Raw genomic sequence first — 17,800 nt, 5'->3', positions numbered from 1 at the left:
AGATATTTTTGAATTCATATAAATTTTATTGGTGCTGTCTTTTGCTCTGTTTTAGCGTATTTCCATCGACCGCAAAACAGGTTGTGAATGTGGTTGTAGATCAAGTTAAACCTCAGCAGCTCACACCTATAGTCACCCTAACAGGCTCATTAAAAGCACAGCGTCATGCTAACCTTTCAGTGTTAACCGATGGAATTGTCACCCATATTTACGCTGAAACTGGTGAAAAAGTGCAGCAAGGTGAAGCGTTACTTAACTTAGATTCAGCTCTAGTAAAAGCACAATTACAAGCAAATAAAGCCGCATTGGCGCGAGAGCAAGTGGCCGTTGATAATGCCCAACGACGCTTTACCGAGGCACAGTCTTTATTCGACAAAAAGTTATTTGCGCAAACCGAACTTGCTGACCGTGAAACAGCATTAAACAGTGCTAAAGCAAGTTTACTCGAAGCTCAGGCAAATCAGTTTTATCAACAGCAACTATTAAATCACCACCAATTATTAGCCCCTTTTAACGGCATTATCGCCGAACGTATGGTTGATGTGGGTGAATGGGTAACCCGAGGTCAAAGTGTTTTTGAACTGGTTAGCAATGAACAATTGTGGCTTGATTTATACATGCCGCAAGAACATTTTAATGGGGTTGATGTGAATAGTACGGTTAAGGTGTATTTATCATCAAAACCCGAAAAAACTTTTAGCGCAACAGTGGTAACGAAGGTGCCTGTAGTGAACACCAATAATCGCAGTTTTTTACTGCGCTTAGCGCTAGATAACGCTTCTGACCTGCAGGTGGGTTTATCAGCAAGTGCAGATATTCCACTAGTTCAAAGCGCGCAAGAAAGTGTGGTGATTGAGCGAGACGCCTTATTACGTCACCCGGACGGTGGTTTTAGCGTATTTATAGAACATGATGGAGTTGCACACAGACAGAGTGTCAAAATAGGCGCTCGAATGAACGGCAAGGTTGAAATTACACAAGGGTTGAAAGCGGAACAATGGGTGGTCACCCAAGGTAATGAGTTGCTTCAAGATGGACAATCGGTAAATGTAGTGTCTAGATTGGGAGAGAAATAATGTTACAGGGCGCCGTTAAACACGGGGTTTTAGTCGCTGTAACCGTGATGATTTTTTGTATCTTAGGGATTGTTGCCGCATTTAAAATTCCGGTTCAAATGATCCCCGATCTCGATGTTCGTACCATCACTGTGGTTACTCAATGGGCTGGTGCTACTCCGCAAGATGTAGAAAATGAAATACTTATCGAGCAAGAGCGTTATTTACGTTCGCTACCTAACTTAAAACGCATGTCGAGCTACGCGACAACGGGTGAAGCCGAGGTTGAATTAGAGTTTCCATTTGGCGCGGATGTTAATGAAGCTCTGATCAATGTCAGTAACGCGTTAGCGCAAGTGCCTAACTACCCGGAAAACGTAGACCAACCCGTTCTGTATAGCAGCTCTTTCTCGTCAAACGCCTTTATGTTTTTCACTTTAAAGCCTTTAGCCGGCAATCCGCTGCAAATAGATATTGATATGTTACGGGATTTTGCCCAAGACAATGTCCGCCCTCAAATGGAGCGTGTTACCGGAATATCCAAAGTAGATGTGCGTGGGGGCGCTTTATATCAAGTACAAATACTTGTTGACCAACAAAAGCTTGCCAGTAGAAATATCAGTTTAATCAATGTCCGAGATGCAATTCGAAGTCGAAATTTAGATGCCTCTGCCGGTGATATTGATAGCGGTAAGCGACGGTATTTATTGCGCATGGTTGGGCGCTTTCAATCGGCACAAGAGCTTGAAGAATTAGTAATTGAACAGCAGCAGGGGAACACCGTAAAACTAAAAGATGTTGCCACTGTGAAACTTGATCATTATGAGTTACGTAATATCGATTATAACGATGGTGAACGCAGCCTAATGCTATCTGTGCGCCGTGAAAGTGGCTCAAACGTTATGGCTATCAAAGATCAGTTGATGCAAGTCGTGGAAAGACTGAATCGTGATTTATTGGAAACCAATGGATTGCAACTAACCTTATTGAGTGATGACGTTCGATATGTAAAAAGCTCGGTTAAAAATGTATGGACCAACCTCGCGTTAGGGGCGTTATTGGCAACGTTGGTGATGTTTGCGTTTTTAAAAAGCCCCCGCTCTACTCTAATCGGAGTAATGGGCGTACCTATTTGTACCATTGCCGCCTTTTTAGGTTTGTTATTGTTTGATCGAACCATCAATGTCATTTCATTAGCAGGTGTCGCCTTTGCCATAGGTATGACAGTTGATAATACCATTGTGGTACTGGAAAACATTGAACAAGCTAAACGTCGAGGGTTATCAAAACTGCAAGCGGCAATGACAGGTGTGCAAGAAGTTTGGCCAGCGGTATTAGCTTCCACATTAACCACTGTATTAGTTTTTGCCCCCATTTTATTTATTGTACAAGAAGCAGGACAACTCTATTCAGATGTTGCCATTGCTATTTCAGCGGCGATTATTGCCTCTATGTTAGTAGCATTATTTGTGGTTCCAGCGGCGTCAGCTAAATTTGCTACACAAGAGTCGAAAACCTCTATCATGGCTGCTCCTATGGGTTTACCCCGTTTCATTTCTCGCTTTCTGGCATCTAAGGGACAGCGCTTAATTTGCGTGGCACTGGCAGTGGTGGGCTTGCTCGGTGGCGCATGGCTGTTGATGCCTGAGGCTGAATATTTGCCCGAGGGAGAAGAGCCCAAAGCATTTTCCATGATGATTGCACCGCCAGGGTATAACTTGAGTCATATGCAAAAAATTGGTGATGAGCTATTAACCTATTTTAATGCACATTTAAACGCACCGAAAAGTGACTTTGAGCAAGGAAAAACCAATTTACCTTCCTTAAAGTATTACTCTATGTCGATAGGTGTGGGCAATATTTGGTTTTTAAGTGAACCCAATGATCCTGCCTATATTGATGAAATGATGGCAGCAATAACTGACAAGTTCAAAAGTTATCCGGGCATGCGCGCATTTTCCTCTCGTGGTTCGATAATCTCCAGTAACGATGGCGGCACGCGCGCCGTTGCGCTAGATATTAGTGGCACTGAACAAGTTGATTTATATCGCGCCGCCGATGCCATCTATCGCTTAGCAAGCGAAGTATTTGATAACCCACAAATTGACTCTGAACCTTCATCGTTAACCCTCGACCAGCCTTTAATTGAAATTCAGCCGCGTTGGCAGCGTCTTGCTGAAGTTGATATGTCGGCCGATGAATTAGGTTATACAGTGGCAGCATTAAGTGATGGTGCCTATGTTGATGAACTGATTTTAGACGACGATAAAGTGGATATTTTTATATTTTCAGAAGCAGGTAATCAGCAATCGCTAGCTGGTTTAGAGCAAGCACCAGTGGTGACTAAGCAGGGAATATTACCGTTAAACGCATTGGCAAATCTAAACGAAAAAGCAGACAGTGATAGTCTCCGTCGCATAGATGGCCGTCGTACCGTAACGGTTTATATTATTCCGCCGCGAGATATCGCTCTTGAACGGGCCCAACAATTAGTGCGAGAACAACTGTTACCGCAACTACAACAACAAGGCGATTTGCGGCCCGGTGTGAATATTAGTATAGGTGGTGCCGCTGATCAGCTTGAAAAAACACGTGACGCATTGAGCAGTAATTTTATTGTCGCGTTGGCTCTGTGTTATTTGCTGCTAGTGGCTATTTTTAAACATTGGGGGCAACCTTTATTTATTATGGCTACCGTGCCATTGGGAATGGCCGGCGGCTTACTTGGCTTAGTGATGACCAATGGAATTGGTTCATTGACCGGCGGTTTTCATCAACCCTTTGATATGATCACTATGTTAGGTTTCTTAATTTTATTAGGCACTGTGGTCAATAACCCTATTTTAATTGTTGATCAGAGTCGTCGAAATTTATCAGCAGGGCTTAAACCTTATCAGGCCGTAATTGGTGCACTGGAAACAAGACTAAAGCCGATTATCATGTCGACTATGACAACCCTTTGTGGATTAGCGCCTTTAGTATTTATTCCTGGAGAAGGCTCTGAGTTGTATCGCGGTGTGGGAATCATTGTGTTAGGCGGTATTACGGTCTCTACGCTTATTAGCTTAACGGTATTACCCGCCTTGTTATTAACCTTCTATAAAGAAGATTAGCTTTTGTTGTTTTAGCCAAAGAATAAGGCGCTGAGTGTTAACCCAGCGCCTTGTTAATACTTAAAGGGCGTTAACAAAAGCCGTTACTGTGTTTGTCAGCTCTTGGTCTTTTTCAGTACTTAATTTTCCATCTACATAGTGCTCATAAAAGCTACCTAGGCTAAACGAACCTTTAACATCCGCTCCCCAAAACGGTAATAATTGCGCTAATGTTTGAATGTTAGTTGCGCCACCTCTAGGTCCTGGTGAAGTGCTAAGTAACAATACCGGCTTATTGGTCGCAAACATTGGATTTTGTAAATCACCTAAACGGGAAACCCAATCAATTAAATTTTTAAACTCTGCAGGTATTGACCCGTTATGTTCTGGAGAAGAAATAATAAAAGCATCATATTCAGCGAACAGCGCTCGTACTTGCTTAGCCGTTTCTGGATAACCTTCACCTTGCTCTCGATCTAAACTAAAAAAAGGCATTGGATAGTCTCGAATATCCAGCATAGCAACTTCATGCCCTTCGATTTTGCTCGACGCCAACTCTAATAACGTTCGGTTAATTGAGTTTTTACTGTTACTTGCTGATACGGTAAGTATTTTTTTCATGGTTTCAAAGTCCTAAATTGTATTCGGTTGATTGTTAAATGAGAGGTAACTTTTGGCTGTTCTCAAAGCAGATTTAATCTTCGTTAGATTAAGTGCTGTTAATTAGCCTTATTTAAATAAATCAGTGATAAATGCACTTCATCACTTAGCGCAGTAAAATCTAAGTTTTCATCACGAATTAAATCGCCATCTTTTACTTCAATCCCATTTAAGATCCCTTCACCACCGGTGACATAAGCCATGAACGCCCCTTCATGGGTGACATTCTTATGTTTACTTAGTAAACCAATTTCAATAATAGTCTGGCTATCCAGTGTGACGTTTTGCGATTTATCACCACCATAAACAGGGGTCATTTCATCTTTTTTAAGATCATAAAATTTGTAACTTGCCGGTTCGCCGCTCGTTTCAGGTAAAGCCCATATTTGCAGCATTCTGTTTTCAGAATTATCTGGATTGACTTCATTGTGAACAAAACCTTCTCCACCAGCACGTTGAGCTTGTACTTGATTGGCTTGCATAGACTTGCCGTTTTGCAAAGAGCCTTGGTGCTCTATTCGGCCTTCTAACATGACCGTAATAACATCAAGCTCCTTATGGGGATGCATGCGAGTTTCACCTTTAGGTAAAAAGCGCGCATCAGCCAAATAAACAAAGCTACCCAGTCCATTCCATATATCGTTTTGTCCGCCAACTTTATTATCAACAACCAAACGGGTTTCTCTTAATCCTGCAAACCCACCTCGGTGTAATGCGTCTCTATGTAATAATTCCATTCTAATTTCCTCTGTCTGTAACTAGTTGATAATACAAATCAACTTAATGTTTTGTTTTTTCGAACTGTAAAGCTATTCTATAACGGTAATGAACAATTAAAAATAAAGTAAAATTGACAAATATGTTCGAATTTACTGAACAATAAGATTCATAGGTGGACGAGTGAAATTATCTTTAGAGGCGTGTGAAGTGTTAGATGCAATAGATAGCAAAGGCAGCTTTGCCGCCGCAGCAGCAGCTTTATATCGCGTGCCATCGACAATTACATATACCGTACAAAAATTAGAAGAAGACTTGGGGATCATAATCTATCGCCGAGAAGGTCGAAGATCCATATTAACACCTGCAGGAAAGGTGCTGCTCGAACAAGGCCGAGAATTACTGAAAGCTGCTCAAAGTATTGTAGAAACAGCCAAGCAAGTAGACAGCGGTTGGGAATCTCACATCAATATAGCAGTGGATACGATTTATGATATTGATGAGTTATACAACCTAATTGAAGAGTTTTATAAGCTTAAAACCGGTGTCGAAGTTAATATCACTGAAGAAGTATTAGCCGGAAATTGGGAAGCCGTTGTCGAAAATAGAGCTGACCTAGTTATCGGTGCACCTTATCCTGGAATAAGCACTCAAGGGATTAATTTTGAAGAAATTGGCGTAGTAGATTGGCAATTTGTGGTAAGTAAAGAACACCCTTTACTTGAATACGACTTACCTTTAACAGAAGAAGATACCAAACCATTTCATTCCATTATTATTAAAGATTCGTCTATAAGATCCCCCGCAATTTCCCATAGGATATTTGAAAAACAAAGCGTTTTACGCGTAGCTTCGTTAGAGCAAAAGATATCAGCTCAAATTAGAGGACTGGGCATCGGTTTTTTACCCACACACCGAATTATTAAGCAACTGGAAGCGGGCGAGTTAGTTTCCCTACCAATCGCTAAAGATGCACCGGTAACGCCCGTATTCATGGGTTGGAAAATAAATAACAAAGGTAGGGCAATAAGGTGGTTCATCGATAAATTCCGAGACTGTCATAAATAATGTTCAATTAGAACATCACCTACAATAATCTACAGGCCTATGCACGACGTCGACGTTATACTCGGGAGCGCCAAAAGGTGAACGAAAAAGCAACTAGCGAAACCTAACCCCCACCACCGACGATCTCTAAACAAAGCCATGGTCCAAGGGGCCCTGTGTAGTCGAGGGAGTGACGAAGCAATAAAGGTAATCAGGAATAAAGGATAAGACGCTCTTGCGGTATAACGTGCAGCGAGTTGCCAGCTCTCTTGCAGGCCGGCTCCTACTAACAAGCCCGCAGCCACAGCTGCTACCCCAGCAAATAGTCCCAGCCACAGTGCCCATACCTTTTTCATAAGTTGTCTTTCCTTATCTGGCGAAAAGCATCTCTGCCTAGCGCCCAACATTCACAACACTGACCTAAAATCATTTAGACTTAAAAATTTTGCTGATCCAAACTGTGACTGCGTTTGGCATAGGAAGATAGAGAGTAATACACCGTCCTAGCCCAAGCAATCAGTCTTACTTTTATTGACCTTAGACCTTAGCTAGTAAAAATCAATTATCTTGATTGGCAGAATTGCTTCGTTCGCTTTTAAAATAATATCTCCAACATAAAGTTTCGTATAATTTGAGCATTGCAGTGTAAATATCGTCTCGTTTTGAAAACATACTTTTACGCTTTCAAAAAGAGCAGCTCAAAAACCTAAATGGTCTATTCGATAATAACTAAGCTTTATTTTGTAAAGGTCAACTTTCCGTTAAACCAATTTCGCACTCTAAAATGCCTCTTTGTATTATCCCCTCCTGTACAAATTAATGACTCAGAATTACAAATTGATAATGGCTTCTGACTTTCGGAATTCTTAGCGGTGTGAATAAGTGTGACAATAATTCGGTCTACAGTTTGCAGTAGTTTATATATTGTTCAGTAAGATGAAAATGACTGTCAACATTCTTTACAAATTCTAACTTCATTGACGGCTAAGTCCCTGTAAAGTCGCTTAATTTGCGGATCTAGAGTTTCGGCATAATAGTTGCTTTAACGGCTCGGCCTTAGGGGCAAACTTTAGGATTAATTCAAAAAGGAATAGAAATAATGTCAATGTCTAAAATATCTCTTGCTTTGATCGCTTCTGGTATTGCATCCAGCGCTTTCGCCTCACCAATCATTATGGAAGGTGATTTTGTTCGAACGGCAGTAAGCGATAACGGTACCTTAGGTGCTGGTGGTTCAACCTCTCCTGGCATCCTGCATGATGCAACTGGAACAGCTACATGGTCGAATGATGACTACCTGACCCCAGGAACGCCAATGGAAGGTTTCTACATTAGCTCAACTGAAACAGGAATCGACGGTAACAATAACTCAAACGGATATGGCTCGTCTGGTTCTGGCATTACTGCGTCTTCTATGACCGATACTTCGGGTACAAGTGGTTATGATCAATCAGTTAATTGGACTGGATTTTTAGATACCTTCTACACAGTTGAAACTGACACATACTACAACGATAGTTTTGAACGTATCTCTATGACTACAACGATTACTGCCCTTCAAGATCTAACCGACGTTGAGTTTTTACGAGTTCTTGATCCTGATCCAGATGTTTACACCTTTAGTTCTTACCATACCGAAAATGGTCGTGGTGACGCAAGTAACGGTCATGCTAACGAAGATTGGGTTCACGCTGAAGGTACAAGCACAGGTTTAACCATTGGTTTATACTCTGATTCCGATGTAGCACATAACACTGGTGTCTCAAGCGGTTGGTCTACAGATCCTAGCTTCTACCTAAGTGGTGCGGATAACGGCAACGGCGATTACACCATTGGTATAGCTTTTTCTTTAGGCGATTTGATGGCAGATGAATCAAAGTCATTCACCTATCACTACATCATGGGTGATAGCTTAGATAACGTTGACATCCCAGTTGACAATCCTGTTGACGTTCCAGAGCCAGTATCAATTGCATTGCTAGGTTTAGGTCTGGTAGGTATGGGCGCAGGCCGTCGTCGTTTGAAAAAGTAATTTAACGACATCTAACTAACAACAAAGGTCAGCCATTGCTGACCTTTTTGCATTCTATCAATACTGCTTACCCTACTAGTCACGCATCTTCAACTATCAAAACTACAAACCTGCGGGGCAGATATGTTGAAACCGTCTGTTTAAGCAATAAAGCCATTGAATTAAAACTTCAAACTTTACGCAATAGCCTCTGTGTGAATCAGCATAATGAGACCAGAAAAGTTAATTATCATGGGTAGAGGTAAAACAACATACTCTCACCTTTACGTATTCGTGGTTTAGAGCATTCCTGATTTTCCCTTTAACAACATCATTCTTGAGAATTTCCATAGCTCTCGATAGCACATCATTGTGCATGAAATTGAAATTCAAACCTGTCACCAATTGCATATCGCTAAGGAAACCGTCTAATTCATCATTTTCAAAAAGAGCATTTGGCCAACGTAGGTGATACTTGCAATCAAAAGGATCGTTAAAAGCTTCAGGTTGGCTATGGTAAAGCCATCCATCTCTCAACATCAAAGCGTGTCTTTCCTTATGCTCAGGTGAATATGATGAATATCAGTAAAGAGCATCTAAGCCAGCTTGATAAGCAGTTAAATGGGTACGAGCGATTTCTAGGAATAACGGGGCCATGCTTCACTAATTTAGAGGCTTTTAGGTATCAGCTTTCAAAAATTGACCAAAAATAACACAGGTTTTTTGTTAAAAAATAAGGGGATCTTACATAATGCTGCTCATATAGTGTTTATCAATTTGTTTGATTGAATTAGTTGCATGGGAACCAAGTGATATTCCACTTTTTAATCCTAACAACTCACGACTAAAGCCAACCAACTGAATTTTAAAAAGTCACTAATTTATTGGCTCTGTCCACAAAAACCTGTGCGCCCAATTCGACCATCTTCTGCCCTATGTCCCACTTGTATAAGTATATGGCCCAGATGTGTATGTGAATGGCTCAGGATTACAACCAGATGTCCCAGTGCTATAACATTGACTTCGCGACTCTCTGACTTTGCTTGCTCATTACCCATGAACTAATTGTCGTAGAAATTTTTTTATATAAATCTTCTTCTACTATAGGAGAAAGCCTATAGGTTGGCATTATCGCCCTTACTTTCAGATTGTTTATTTACTGAAAGAGAAGCTTGTTCAAATTTATCCATGACATTATGATTTGACAATTCGCCCGCAGCTAGCTGTTCAAAACCTTTAGCTACTTCTTGTTTCATTTAATATTCACAGCGTTATATCAGTTTTCAAAGCAGTTCTAGCTCAGAAGTATATTTTTCCAAATAATTAGTTAGCTTTAGCCACCATGGCAGACAAACGTTAGATACTAAAAGCCTTCTCAATGGACGGCTTTTAGCCAATAGCTGAGATTACCCTTTGCAATACCATGATGATATTTAGTGTAATACTAACCGACATTTATTGCTCGTTTGTGGGGCTGGTTTAAGCTGTGAGTTCAACTGATCAATGCAAAGTTCTTTAATCATTATTTGATGCGCAATGCGCAAGTTAGCAGTTGTGAAATTCAATATTCAGTCACAGGTAAAAACAGCGTTTTTTTGTTTAAGGATCGAGATAAATATATACCTGAAGAGGTCGTTATCTAAGTTCAAGTTTAATGGGTAAAATTACAGTATAGGTTTGTAACATCCAATTCAATTAACCAACTTTTCTCACTATAGATATTGACTGCAATTCACCTTCGTTATTCGGATGAAAGTTGAGCTAAGCCTTCTAAAATAGGGCAGTCAGAGTTATCATTACCATCACATTTATCCGCTAGTTTCTGTAGCACTTCTTTCATTTTCTCAAGCTCACGTATCTTTTCATTAATCTCGTGTAAATGATTCAGTGCAAGTTGTTTCACGTTACGACTTTCTCTGTCAGTATCGAGCCAGAACTTGAGTAGTGACTGAATTTCAGCCATGGAGAAGTCTAACTTTCTCGCACGACGGATAAACCCCAATTGTTGAATGTGTGCTTGATTATATAGTCGGTAGCCGGCATCTGTGCGACTCGTTTTTTTCAATACGCCAATTTCTTCATAATATCGAATCATTTTGGCTGACACCCCCGTTAAACTAGCGGCTTTGCCAATTGTGACAAGTTTATCCATGTTATTTCTCCTTCAGAGTCCAACGTTGCAATAACAATGCATTACTGACGACAAATAAGCTACTAAATGCCATTGCAGCACCGGCGATAATGGGGTCAAGATAACCAAAGGCTGCTAGTGGAATTCCCACAGCATTAAAGATAAAGGCCCAAAAAAGATTTTGCTGTATTTTACGATAAGTCATCCTTGCAATGATTAATGCCGTGGGTACTAGGCTTGGTTTACTCCGCATTAACGTGAAAGAAGCTGCGCTAACGGCAACATCAGTACCAGACGCCATTGCCATACCCAAATCTGCTTGGGCTAGCGCTGGGGCATCATTAATGCCATCACCAACCATGGCAACCTGATAACCTTGCGCTTGATATTCCATAATATATTTTGCTTTATCTGCTGGCAGCACCTCAGCTTTAAAATCGTCTAACTGTAATTCTGTCGCCACCGATGTTGCACTCGCTTGATTGTCACCGGTAAGCATAGCCACCTTTATACCTTGTTGTTGCAATAGCTTCACAGCTTGCAGCGTATCAGACTTCAATTTATCACTAAAACAAAACAGGCCAAGTAATGTTATTTGATCTTGTTGCTGACTAGCCAACCAAGAAACAGAAGCACCCAGTATTTCTATTTGATCAGTTGGTAGTTTTACACCTAATTCTTGCATCCAATGACTACTGCCCATCAATACTAACTTGTCAGCAATATTGCCTTTGACACCATAACCTGCGACAACCTGAAATTCATCGACAGGTATTGGTTGTGTCCCTTTGGTTAATGCCTTTTCAACCACTGCCTTGCCCAATGGGTGCTCACTATTTATTTGTAAGGAATAGGCCAACTGCAATACAGCTTCTTCACTGCCACTGATGACTGTCATCTTATTTACAACAGGTTTGCCTTGAGTCAAGGTGCCTGTTTTATCAAATACGACTAAATTGATTTCTTTTGCTTGCTCTAACGCCACTGCATCTTTAACCAATACGCCTAATCTGGCAGCAGTTCCAGTGCCTGTCATGATAGCTGCCGGAGTTGCCAAACCAAGTGCGCATGGACAAGCGATAACTAAAACGGCTACCGCATTGAGAATGCCATTGGTCCAGTCATCAAACGCTAAACCTGTCACCAATAAAGTGGTAAGTGCGACCAATAACACCACAGGAATGAAGATACTGCTGACTTTATCCACTATTGCTTGGACGGGAGCTTTTGCTCCTTGGGCTTGCTCGACTAGTTCAATGATTTTAGATAAGGTAGATTCGGTACTAACATTAGTGGCACGGATCTCCAAAATACCGTCCAAGTTAAGTGAGCCCCCCGTGACAATATCACCTTCTTTTTTACTTAACGGAATCGATTCGCCACTAATTAACGCTTCATCCAGATGACTCTGCCCCTGTAAAACCTCACCGTCAACAGGCACACTTTCGCCCGGTATTACTTTTACTTTTTCACCAGATTGCACTGATGAAGCGGCCACTTTTTGCCATTTACCTAAACGTTGCACTGTCGCCTCAACAGGTTTCAAATTTTCCAATGCTCTAAGTGCATCAGTTGTTCGGCGTTTTGCCTTGTGTTCTAAATATTTACCCAGCAGAACCAAGGTGATTACTGCGCTACTACTTTCAAAATACAAATGGGGCATGCCATGAGCGCTATCAAAGCTCCACCACAAATATAAAGATAATCCGAAGGCTGCACTGGTACCGATGGAAACAAGAAGATCCATGTTGCCCATGCCAGCTTTTAATGCCCCCCAGCCTGCACGATAAAAACGAGCGCCAAAATAGAACTGAACTGGCGTAGCTAACAACCATTGCCAAACAGGCGGTAACATCCACTGTTGCGCAAATAACATGCCGAACATCGGCAACACCAATGGCAAGGTAAGTAAGCCTGCTCCCAATACGGGCCACCAAGCTTTAGTATAAAAAGGCTGATGTTTATTGGTTTTTTGTATCACGCTGTCATTGTTTAACGGGATAAAAAGGTAACCGGCTTGTGTCACGGCTTGGGCTAATTGTTCATCGGTTACAAAGGATAAAGTCCTTACTTGTACTTGCTCGGTGGCTAAATTTACCGATGCACTGACCATACCGGTTACTTTTAGCAATGCCTGTTCGACCCGCTTCACACAAGAGGAGCAACTCATCTTTCCAATACCAAATTGCTTTACCTTTACTGGCACTTGATAACCGGCCTCAATAACAGCGGTAATTAATTCACTATGACTGGCGGTACCTTGAACCGTTGCCGTATCTGTAGCTAGGTTGACGGTAGCATTAGTCACGCCCACCACTTTAAGTAACGCGTTTTCAACACGACCTACACATGAAGCACAGGTCATACCGTCAATTTTGAATTGTGTAGTTGTATTCATAAGCTTCTCATCTTAATTGAATTGTAGAACTAAGCTGAAGTTAAAGCTTACCACGGTAGTAAGGACAACTGTTTTAGTATGAAAAGTGTTATAAATGACAATTTAACTGCAATCACTGCATTTTAAAGAGGAGTACAACCATCTTAATGGAGGCTTTATGAACACTAAAAACAGCTCAAAAATCCATTGATGTTAACGTCCGGTTTCGTATAGAAGAAGTCAGTAGGTTTGTTGGGAAGATAGTTTTCGCTTTGTCCGAATTAATACATAACAACAATGGTATTAGATATTGATTAACAAATAATAAAAAAGCCCAAATATTGCTATTCGGGCTTTCAAAAAACTCAGTAGATTAAGCGGTAATAGAAAAATCTATTACATCATGCCGCCCATTTGTCTCTATACCATTGATAATAAATGAAAAACATAAAGCTTTGGAAACGGTACCCCGCTTTATACCCCCTTCGATAATGCAAATCTGGCAATGAAGTACCTATCACATTAGACTATCTACCCCATAACGATGATAACGGTGCTGCCCAAATGTTTTCACCAAGTGGCATAGTTTCGGTACCGTCATATAACAACAGGCCTGTTTTAAAACGATTACCAGCGAGCCCTGCCAACTTTTTTAATCCTTTTAAGTCTTTCTCGGTAACAGTAGCAGACGCTTTGACTTCAACCCCAACAATATCTCCTATCGTATTTTCAATTACAAAATCTACTTCAACTTTATCAGCATCTCGGTAATACATAATGCGATAATTACCGTCAGAATTTGTAGTATGTTTGAGAAGTTCTCCATAAACGAATGTTTCAAGTACATTGCCGAATCGAGTTTTATCTAGTTGAATTTCATCTGTTGTTAAATCAAGCAGTGTGCTCAACAAACCTGAATCAATAAATTGTAACTTTGGGGTTTTGACGACACGATTGAGCCGACTTCGAGACCAAACGTCTATTCGTTTTAGTAAATACATTTGCTCAAAAATGCCGATATATCTGGATGTTGTCTTGCCATCAAGGCCGACTTGACCGCCAAGTTTACTATAATTACACATTTGGCCCACGGTCTGGCACAGCGCACTTAGAAAACGAGGTAATTGATCAAGCTTATCAATATTAGCAATATCTCTAACATCCCGCTGAATAATAGCGTCAATGTACTGTTGTGACCATTTGGCCCGTCTGCGACTTGTTTCTCGTGCCACCGATTCTGGATAACCACCTTTTAGAACACGATCAATAAGCTCAGCACCAACTGATAGCTGCGCAGCCTCGAGAATGTGCCCTTTAAACGCGTTATCGATCCAATTAGCAGTTTGTAGCTCTATTTCGCTTTGAGACAGAGGTAATAAAGATAACGTTTCCATTCGTCCGGCCAACGAGTCAGCAACCTTTGGCATTACCATTATGTTTGCAGATCCTATAAGCAAGAATCGTCCCGAACGCCTATCTTCGTCTACACTCTTTTTAATCGCTAATAGCAATTCTGGAGCGCGTTGAATTTCATCAATAACAGCTCTATCTAAGTCTCTTATCATGCCTACCGGATCGTTTTTAGCGGAAAGAAGTGTTAACTGATCATCTAATGTCATGTACTTCATTCCCTGCTCAACCGCTATTTGCTTAACTAGGGTTGTTTTACCAGCCTGACGCGGTCCTGCTAGTAAAGTGACGGGTGTATCTTGCTGTGCTTCGAATAAACGAGGCTTGATAAGTCGAGAATACATATCTAGTCTATCCACAATAATATTTTGCGATAATTTGGGATTATGCTAACGTAAATTACGGAATCTAACTACTTGTATTTCGGAATGTGTATTGTTGAGTTCAGGCGAGACTACGCTAGTTAACCGCAGTGATGAATCTTAAAAAACAAATAGCAAATAAGATTTTGACTTACTTTAATCCATTAAAAAAGCCCGCAGTTTAAAAACCTGCGGGCTTTAAAGGTGTCACATTTCAAGCTTATGCAATGCAATTACATCATGTCGCCCATTAGACATATATCTATTTGTTTTTATTGAGTTAGTTACATGGGCATTCGTATTGATACCCCACTTTATATCCCTAGCAAATCATATGTATTAAAAGAACTGCAATATCAATATATTATAGGCATTTATGCGAGTTAATCGATAATAGTAACCCCACAGAAATATGATCAGAAATGGTTTGAGGGATCCATACGTTGATGAAGAATACGAGCAACATCAATACCGATATCGCTGACTTGATAGAACACTATATGCTTTTCCACAGGAAAGCTTTTAGCACCTTTACAAATTTCATTTCTTTCCCTACCAAAATCAGGATATTGAGCAAGCTTTATTAATGCGGCATCTAAATTCTGTGCGTACACTTTTGCTTGCTCATTACCCCATGAACTAATTGTCGTAGAGACTATTTTATATAAATCTTTTTCTGCTAAGGGAGAAAGCCTATAGGTTGGCATTATCGCCCTTACTTTCAGATTGTTTATTTACTGAAAGAGAGGCTTGTTCAAATATATCCATGACATTATGATTTGATAATTCGCCCGCAGCTAGCTGTTCAAAACCTTTAGCGACTTCTGCGCGTAATATTTCAAGCTGTTGATTTTGAATATTGTCCTTTTCAAATAACAACCTCAACCCATCACGGATCACTTCACTCGCTGAGGTATATAAGCCATCAGAGACTTTCTCTGTGATTCTTCTTTCAAATTCTTTACCTAAAGAAATATTCATAATTAACACTCCAATCATCTTGCAATCATATTATGCGCACTATATGCGCATAATTCAAGCTTGATTGAAAAGTTAAAACCAAAGCGAACATTAACTCATTTATATCAAAATCAGTAAAAAAATAAATTTAAAGAGGAAAGCATACAAATTAATACTCCAATTTATCCCCTGAAATTTCAGTTGTATGCAACCGAATCAATAACGTGCAGCCCCAAAACCGAAAAAACCCACAAACCAAAAGGTTTGTGGGTTTTTATGCAATGCTATGAAGCGTTACACGATGTTATACAATCTCTTGTAATTACATCATGCCGCCCATTCCACCCATACCGCCGCCCATGCCGCCCATATCAGGCATAGCAGGAGCGTCATCAGCTGGAGCATCTGCGATCATCGCTTCAGTGGTGATCATAAGACTCGCAATTGACGCTGCAAATTGAAGTGCAGAACGAGTTACTTTAGTTGGGTCAAGAATACCCATCTCTAGCATGTCGCCGTATGTGTCGTTACCTGCATTGTAACCGAAGTTACCAGTACCGTTTTTAACTGCGTTAGTTACTACAGATGCTTCTGCGCCAGCATTAGATGCGATTTGACGTAGAGGAGCTTCCATAGCACGTAGTGCTAGTTTAATACCGTGAGTTTGGTCTTCGTTGTCACCTTTTAGGTCAGCGAATTTAGCTGCTGCACGAACTAGCGCAACACCACCACCTGCTACAACGCCTTCTTCTACCGCTGCGCGAGTAGCGTGAAGTGCATCTTCAACACGTGCTTTTTTCTCTTTCATTTCAACTTCAGTTGCAGCACCAACTTTAATGACTGCTACACCGCCAGCTAATTTAGCTAGACGCTCTTGAAGTTTTTCTTTGTCATAGTCAGAAGAAGATTCTTCGATTTGACCACGGATTTGAGCACAACGACCTTTAATCGCTTCTTCGTCACCAGCGCCATCAACTACTACAGTGTTGTCTTTATTGATAACAACACGTTTTGCAGTACCTAAATCTTCTAGTTGAACTTTTTCTAGCTCAAGACCAATCTCTTCAGAGATAACAGTACCGCCAGTTAGTGTAGCGATGTCTTGTAGCATTGCTTTACGACGGTCACCAAAGCCAGGCGCTTTAACAGCTGCAACTTTAACGATACCGCGCATGTTGTTAACAACCAATGTAGCTAGAGCTTCGCCTTCAACATCTTCAGCAATAATTAATAGCGGCTTAGATGCTTTAGCAACACTTTCTAGAGTTGGTAGCAATTCACGGATGTTAGTGACTTTTTTGTCAACCAAAAGGATGTATGGGCTGTCTAATTCAACAGTGCCATTTTCTTGGTTGTTCATGAAGTAAGGAGATAGGTAACCACGGTCAAACTGCATACCTTCAACCACTTCTAGTTCGTTCTGAAGTGCTTGGCCTTCTTCTACAGTGATAACACCTTCTTTACCTACTTTGTCCATTGCTTCAGCGATAAGGTTACCGACTTCTGAATCAGAGTTTGCAGAGATAGTACCAACCTGAGCAATTGCTTTGCTGTCAGCACATTTAGTAGAAAGATTTTTAAGTTCTTCAACCGCAGACAAAACAGCTTTGTCGATACCGCGCTTAAGATCCATTGGGTTCATACCCGCAGCAACTGATTTCAAACCTTCAGTTACAATCGCTTGCGCTAGTACAGTTGCAGTCGTTGTTCCGTCACCGGCTTCGTCATTTGCTTTAGACGCAACTTCTTTAACCATCTGTGCGCCCATGTTTTCAAACTTATCTTCAAGCTCGATTTCTTTAGCAACAGATACACCATCTTTAGTGATGGTAGGAGAGCCAAAAGATTTGTCTAGAACAACGTTACGACCTTTAGGTCCTAAAGTAACTTTTACCGCGTTAGCAAGAATGTTAACGCCTGCAAGCATTTTGTTGCGAGCGTCATCAGAAAAACGTACTTCTTTAGCTGCCATGTTTAA

At 40.9% G+C, this 17,800-nt stretch carries 15 protein-coding genes; 4 read left to right on the top strand and 11 right to left on the bottom strand.

What is annotated here, in order from left to right; all coding sequences use genetic code 11:
- Nucleotides 1-8 precede the first annotated feature (8 nt).
- Both ABWV72_RS06285 and ABWV72_RS06280 read left to right on the top strand, forming a co-directional pair.
- Nucleotides 9-1,076 carry an efflux RND transporter periplasmic adaptor subunit gene (locus ABWV72_RS06285; protein ID WP_353369365.1) on the top strand — a complete coding sequence of 356 codons (1,068 nt, stop codon included), beginning with the start codon at nt 9-11 and terminating at the stop codon, nt 1,074-1,076.
- A complete protein-coding gene (locus ABWV72_RS06280) occupies nt 1,076-4,168 on the top strand; it encodes an efflux RND transporter permease subunit (protein ID WP_353369363.1) in 3,093 nt (1,030 codons plus the stop codon). The genes ABWV72_RS06285 and ABWV72_RS06280 overlap by 1 nt, the downstream gene beginning before the upstream one ends.
- 60 nt (nt 4,169-4,228) lie before the next feature.
- On the opposite strand, the gene ABWV72_RS06275 is transcribed toward ABWV72_RS06280, so the two are convergent.
- Both ABWV72_RS06275 and ABWV72_RS06270 read right to left on the bottom strand, forming a co-directional pair.
- Nucleotides 4,229-4,768, bottom strand: a complete 540-nt coding sequence (locus tag ABWV72_RS06275) for an NADPH-dependent FMN reductase (protein ID WP_342805711.1) — start codon at nt 4,766-4,768, stop codon at nt 4,229-4,231.
- A 98-nt stretch (nt 4,769-4,866) separates the two neighbouring features.
- Complete coding sequence (locus tag ABWV72_RS06270; protein ID WP_353369361.1) at nt 4,867-5,544, bottom strand: pirin family protein; 678 nt, start codon at nt 5,542-5,544, stop codon at nt 4,867-4,869.
- 163 nt (nt 5,545-5,707) lie between these two features.
- On the opposite strand from ABWV72_RS06270, the gene ABWV72_RS06265 reads away from it, so the two are divergent.
- Entirely contained in the window at nt 5,708-6,592 is an 885-nt protein-coding gene (locus ABWV72_RS06265; protein ID WP_353369359.1) for a LysR substrate-binding domain-containing protein, read from the top strand.
- Between the two features lie 29 nt (nt 6,593-6,621).
- Here ABWV72_RS06265 and ABWV72_RS06260 read toward each other — a convergent pair whose 3' ends face one another.
- A complete protein-coding gene (locus ABWV72_RS06260) occupies nt 6,622-6,927 on the bottom strand; it encodes a hypothetical protein (protein WP_353369357.1) in 306 nt (101 codons plus the stop codon).
- Nucleotides 6,928-7,670: 743 nt separating this feature from the next.
- On the opposite strand from ABWV72_RS06260, the gene ABWV72_RS06255 reads away from it, so the two are divergent.
- On the top strand, nt 7,671-8,603 hold the full coding sequence (locus tag ABWV72_RS06255) for a PEP-CTERM sorting domain-containing protein (protein WP_353369355.1): 933 nt from the start codon (nt 7,671-7,673) through the stop codon (nt 8,601-8,603).
- A 222-nt stretch (nt 8,604-8,825) separates the two neighbouring features.
- Here ABWV72_RS06255 and ABWV72_RS06250 read toward each other — a convergent pair whose 3' ends face one another.
- From ABWV72_RS06250 to groL, 8 genes are all read right to left on the bottom strand, one after another.
- Entirely contained in the window at nt 8,826-9,122 is a 297-nt protein-coding gene (locus ABWV72_RS06250) for a hypothetical protein (protein ID WP_353369353.1), read from the bottom strand.
- Nucleotides 9,123-9,697: 575 nt separating this feature from the next.
- Entirely contained in the window at nt 9,698-9,838 is a 141-nt protein-coding gene (locus tag ABWV72_RS06245; protein ID WP_353369351.1) for a hypothetical protein, read from the bottom strand.
- Nucleotides 9,839-10,323: 485 nt separating this feature from the next.
- Nucleotides 10,324-10,734: a Cu(I)-responsive transcriptional regulator gene (gene cueR / locus ABWV72_RS06240; protein WP_216047879.1), complete on the bottom strand. Its 411-nt coding sequence runs from the start codon at nt 10,732-10,734 to the stop codon at nt 10,324-10,326.
- A gap of 1 nt (nt 10,735) precedes the next feature.
- The gene (locus ABWV72_RS06235; RefSeq protein WP_353369349.1) at nt 10,736-13,111 is read right to left on the bottom strand and encodes a heavy metal translocating P-type ATPase; all 2,376 of its coding nucleotides are present in this window, start codon (nt 13,109-13,111) and stop codon (nt 10,736-10,738) included.
- 506 nt (nt 13,112-13,617) lie between these two features.
- The gene (locus tag ABWV72_RS06230) at nt 13,618-14,844 is read right to left on the bottom strand and encodes an ATP-binding protein (RefSeq protein ID WP_353369347.1); all 1,227 of its coding nucleotides are present in this window, start codon (nt 14,842-14,844) and stop codon (nt 13,618-13,620) included.
- A 434-nt stretch (nt 14,845-15,278) separates the two neighbouring features.
- A complete protein-coding gene (locus tag ABWV72_RS06225) occupies nt 15,279-15,569 on the bottom strand; it encodes a type II toxin-antitoxin system RelE/ParE family toxin (RefSeq protein ID WP_353369344.1) in 291 nt (96 codons plus the stop codon).
- A complete protein-coding gene (locus ABWV72_RS06220) occupies nt 15,556-15,843 on the bottom strand; it encodes a type II toxin-antitoxin system ParD family antitoxin (protein ID WP_353369342.1) in 288 nt (95 codons plus the stop codon). The genes ABWV72_RS06225 and ABWV72_RS06220 overlap by 14 nt, the downstream gene beginning before the upstream one ends.
- A 301-nt stretch (nt 15,844-16,144) precedes the next feature.
- Complete coding sequence (groL, locus tag ABWV72_RS06215; RefSeq protein ID WP_216047867.1) at nt 16,145-17,794, bottom strand: chaperonin GroEL; 1,650 nt, start codon at nt 17,792-17,794, stop codon at nt 16,145-16,147.
- Nucleotides 17,795-17,800: the final 6 nt, after the last annotated feature.

This window comes from Aliiglaciecola sp. NS0011-25 (genome assembly GCF_040370605.1).
In the GTDB taxonomy this organism is placed as follows: Bacteria; Pseudomonadota; Gammaproteobacteria; order Enterobacterales; family Alteromonadaceae; genus Aliiglaciecola; species Aliiglaciecola lipolytica_A.
Note: the sequence above shows the minus strand (reverse complement) of the source record. Positions and strands in the feature narration are given on the sequence as shown.

Coding starts and splice junctions, on each gene's coding strand:
- ABWV72_RS06225 (WP_353369344.1), bottom strand. CDS start 15,569: ATGCCAACCTATAGGCTTTCTCCCTTAGCAGAAAAAGATTTATATAAA.
- ABWV72_RS06230 (WP_353369347.1), bottom strand. CDS start 14,844: ATGTATTCTCGACTTATCAAGCCTCGTTTATTCGAAGCACAGCAAGAT.
- ABWV72_RS06255 (WP_353369355.1), top strand. CDS start 7,671: ATGTCAATGTCTAAAATATCTCTTGCTTTGATCGCTTCTGGTATTGCA.
- ABWV72_RS06260 (WP_353369357.1), bottom strand. CDS start 6,927: ATGAAAAAGGTATGGGCACTGTGGCTGGGACTATTTGCTGGGGTAGCA.
- ABWV72_RS06245 (WP_353369351.1), bottom strand. CDS start 9,838: ATGAAACAAGAAGTAGCTAAAGGTTTTGAACAGCTAGCTGCGGGCGAA.
- ABWV72_RS06250 (WP_353369353.1), bottom strand. CDS start 9,122: ATGTTGAGAGATGGATGGCTTTACCATAGCCAACCTGAAGCTTTTAAC.
- ABWV72_RS06220 (WP_353369342.1), bottom strand. CDS start 15,843: ATGAATATTTCTTTAGGTAAAGAATTTGAAAGAAGAATCACAGAGAAA.
- ABWV72_RS06280 (WP_353369363.1), top strand. CDS start 1,076: ATGTTACAGGGCGCCGTTAAACACGGGGTTTTAGTCGCTGTAACCGTG.
- ABWV72_RS06270 (WP_353369361.1), bottom strand. CDS start 5,544: ATGGAATTATTACATAGAGACGCATTACACCGAGGTGGGTTTGCAGGA.
- ABWV72_RS06235 (WP_353369349.1), bottom strand. CDS start 13,111: ATGAATACAACTACACAATTCAAAATTGACGGTATGACCTGTGCTTCA.
- groL (WP_216047867.1), bottom strand. CDS start 17,794: ATGGCAGCTAAAGAAGTACGTTTTTCTGATGACGCTCGCAACAAAATG.
- ABWV72_RS06275 (WP_342805711.1), bottom strand. CDS start 4,768: ATGAAAAAAATACTTACCGTATCAGCAAGTAACAGTAAAAACTCAATT.
- cueR (WP_216047879.1), bottom strand. CDS start 10,734: ATGGATAAACTTGTCACAATTGGCAAAGCCGCTAGTTTAACGGGGGTG.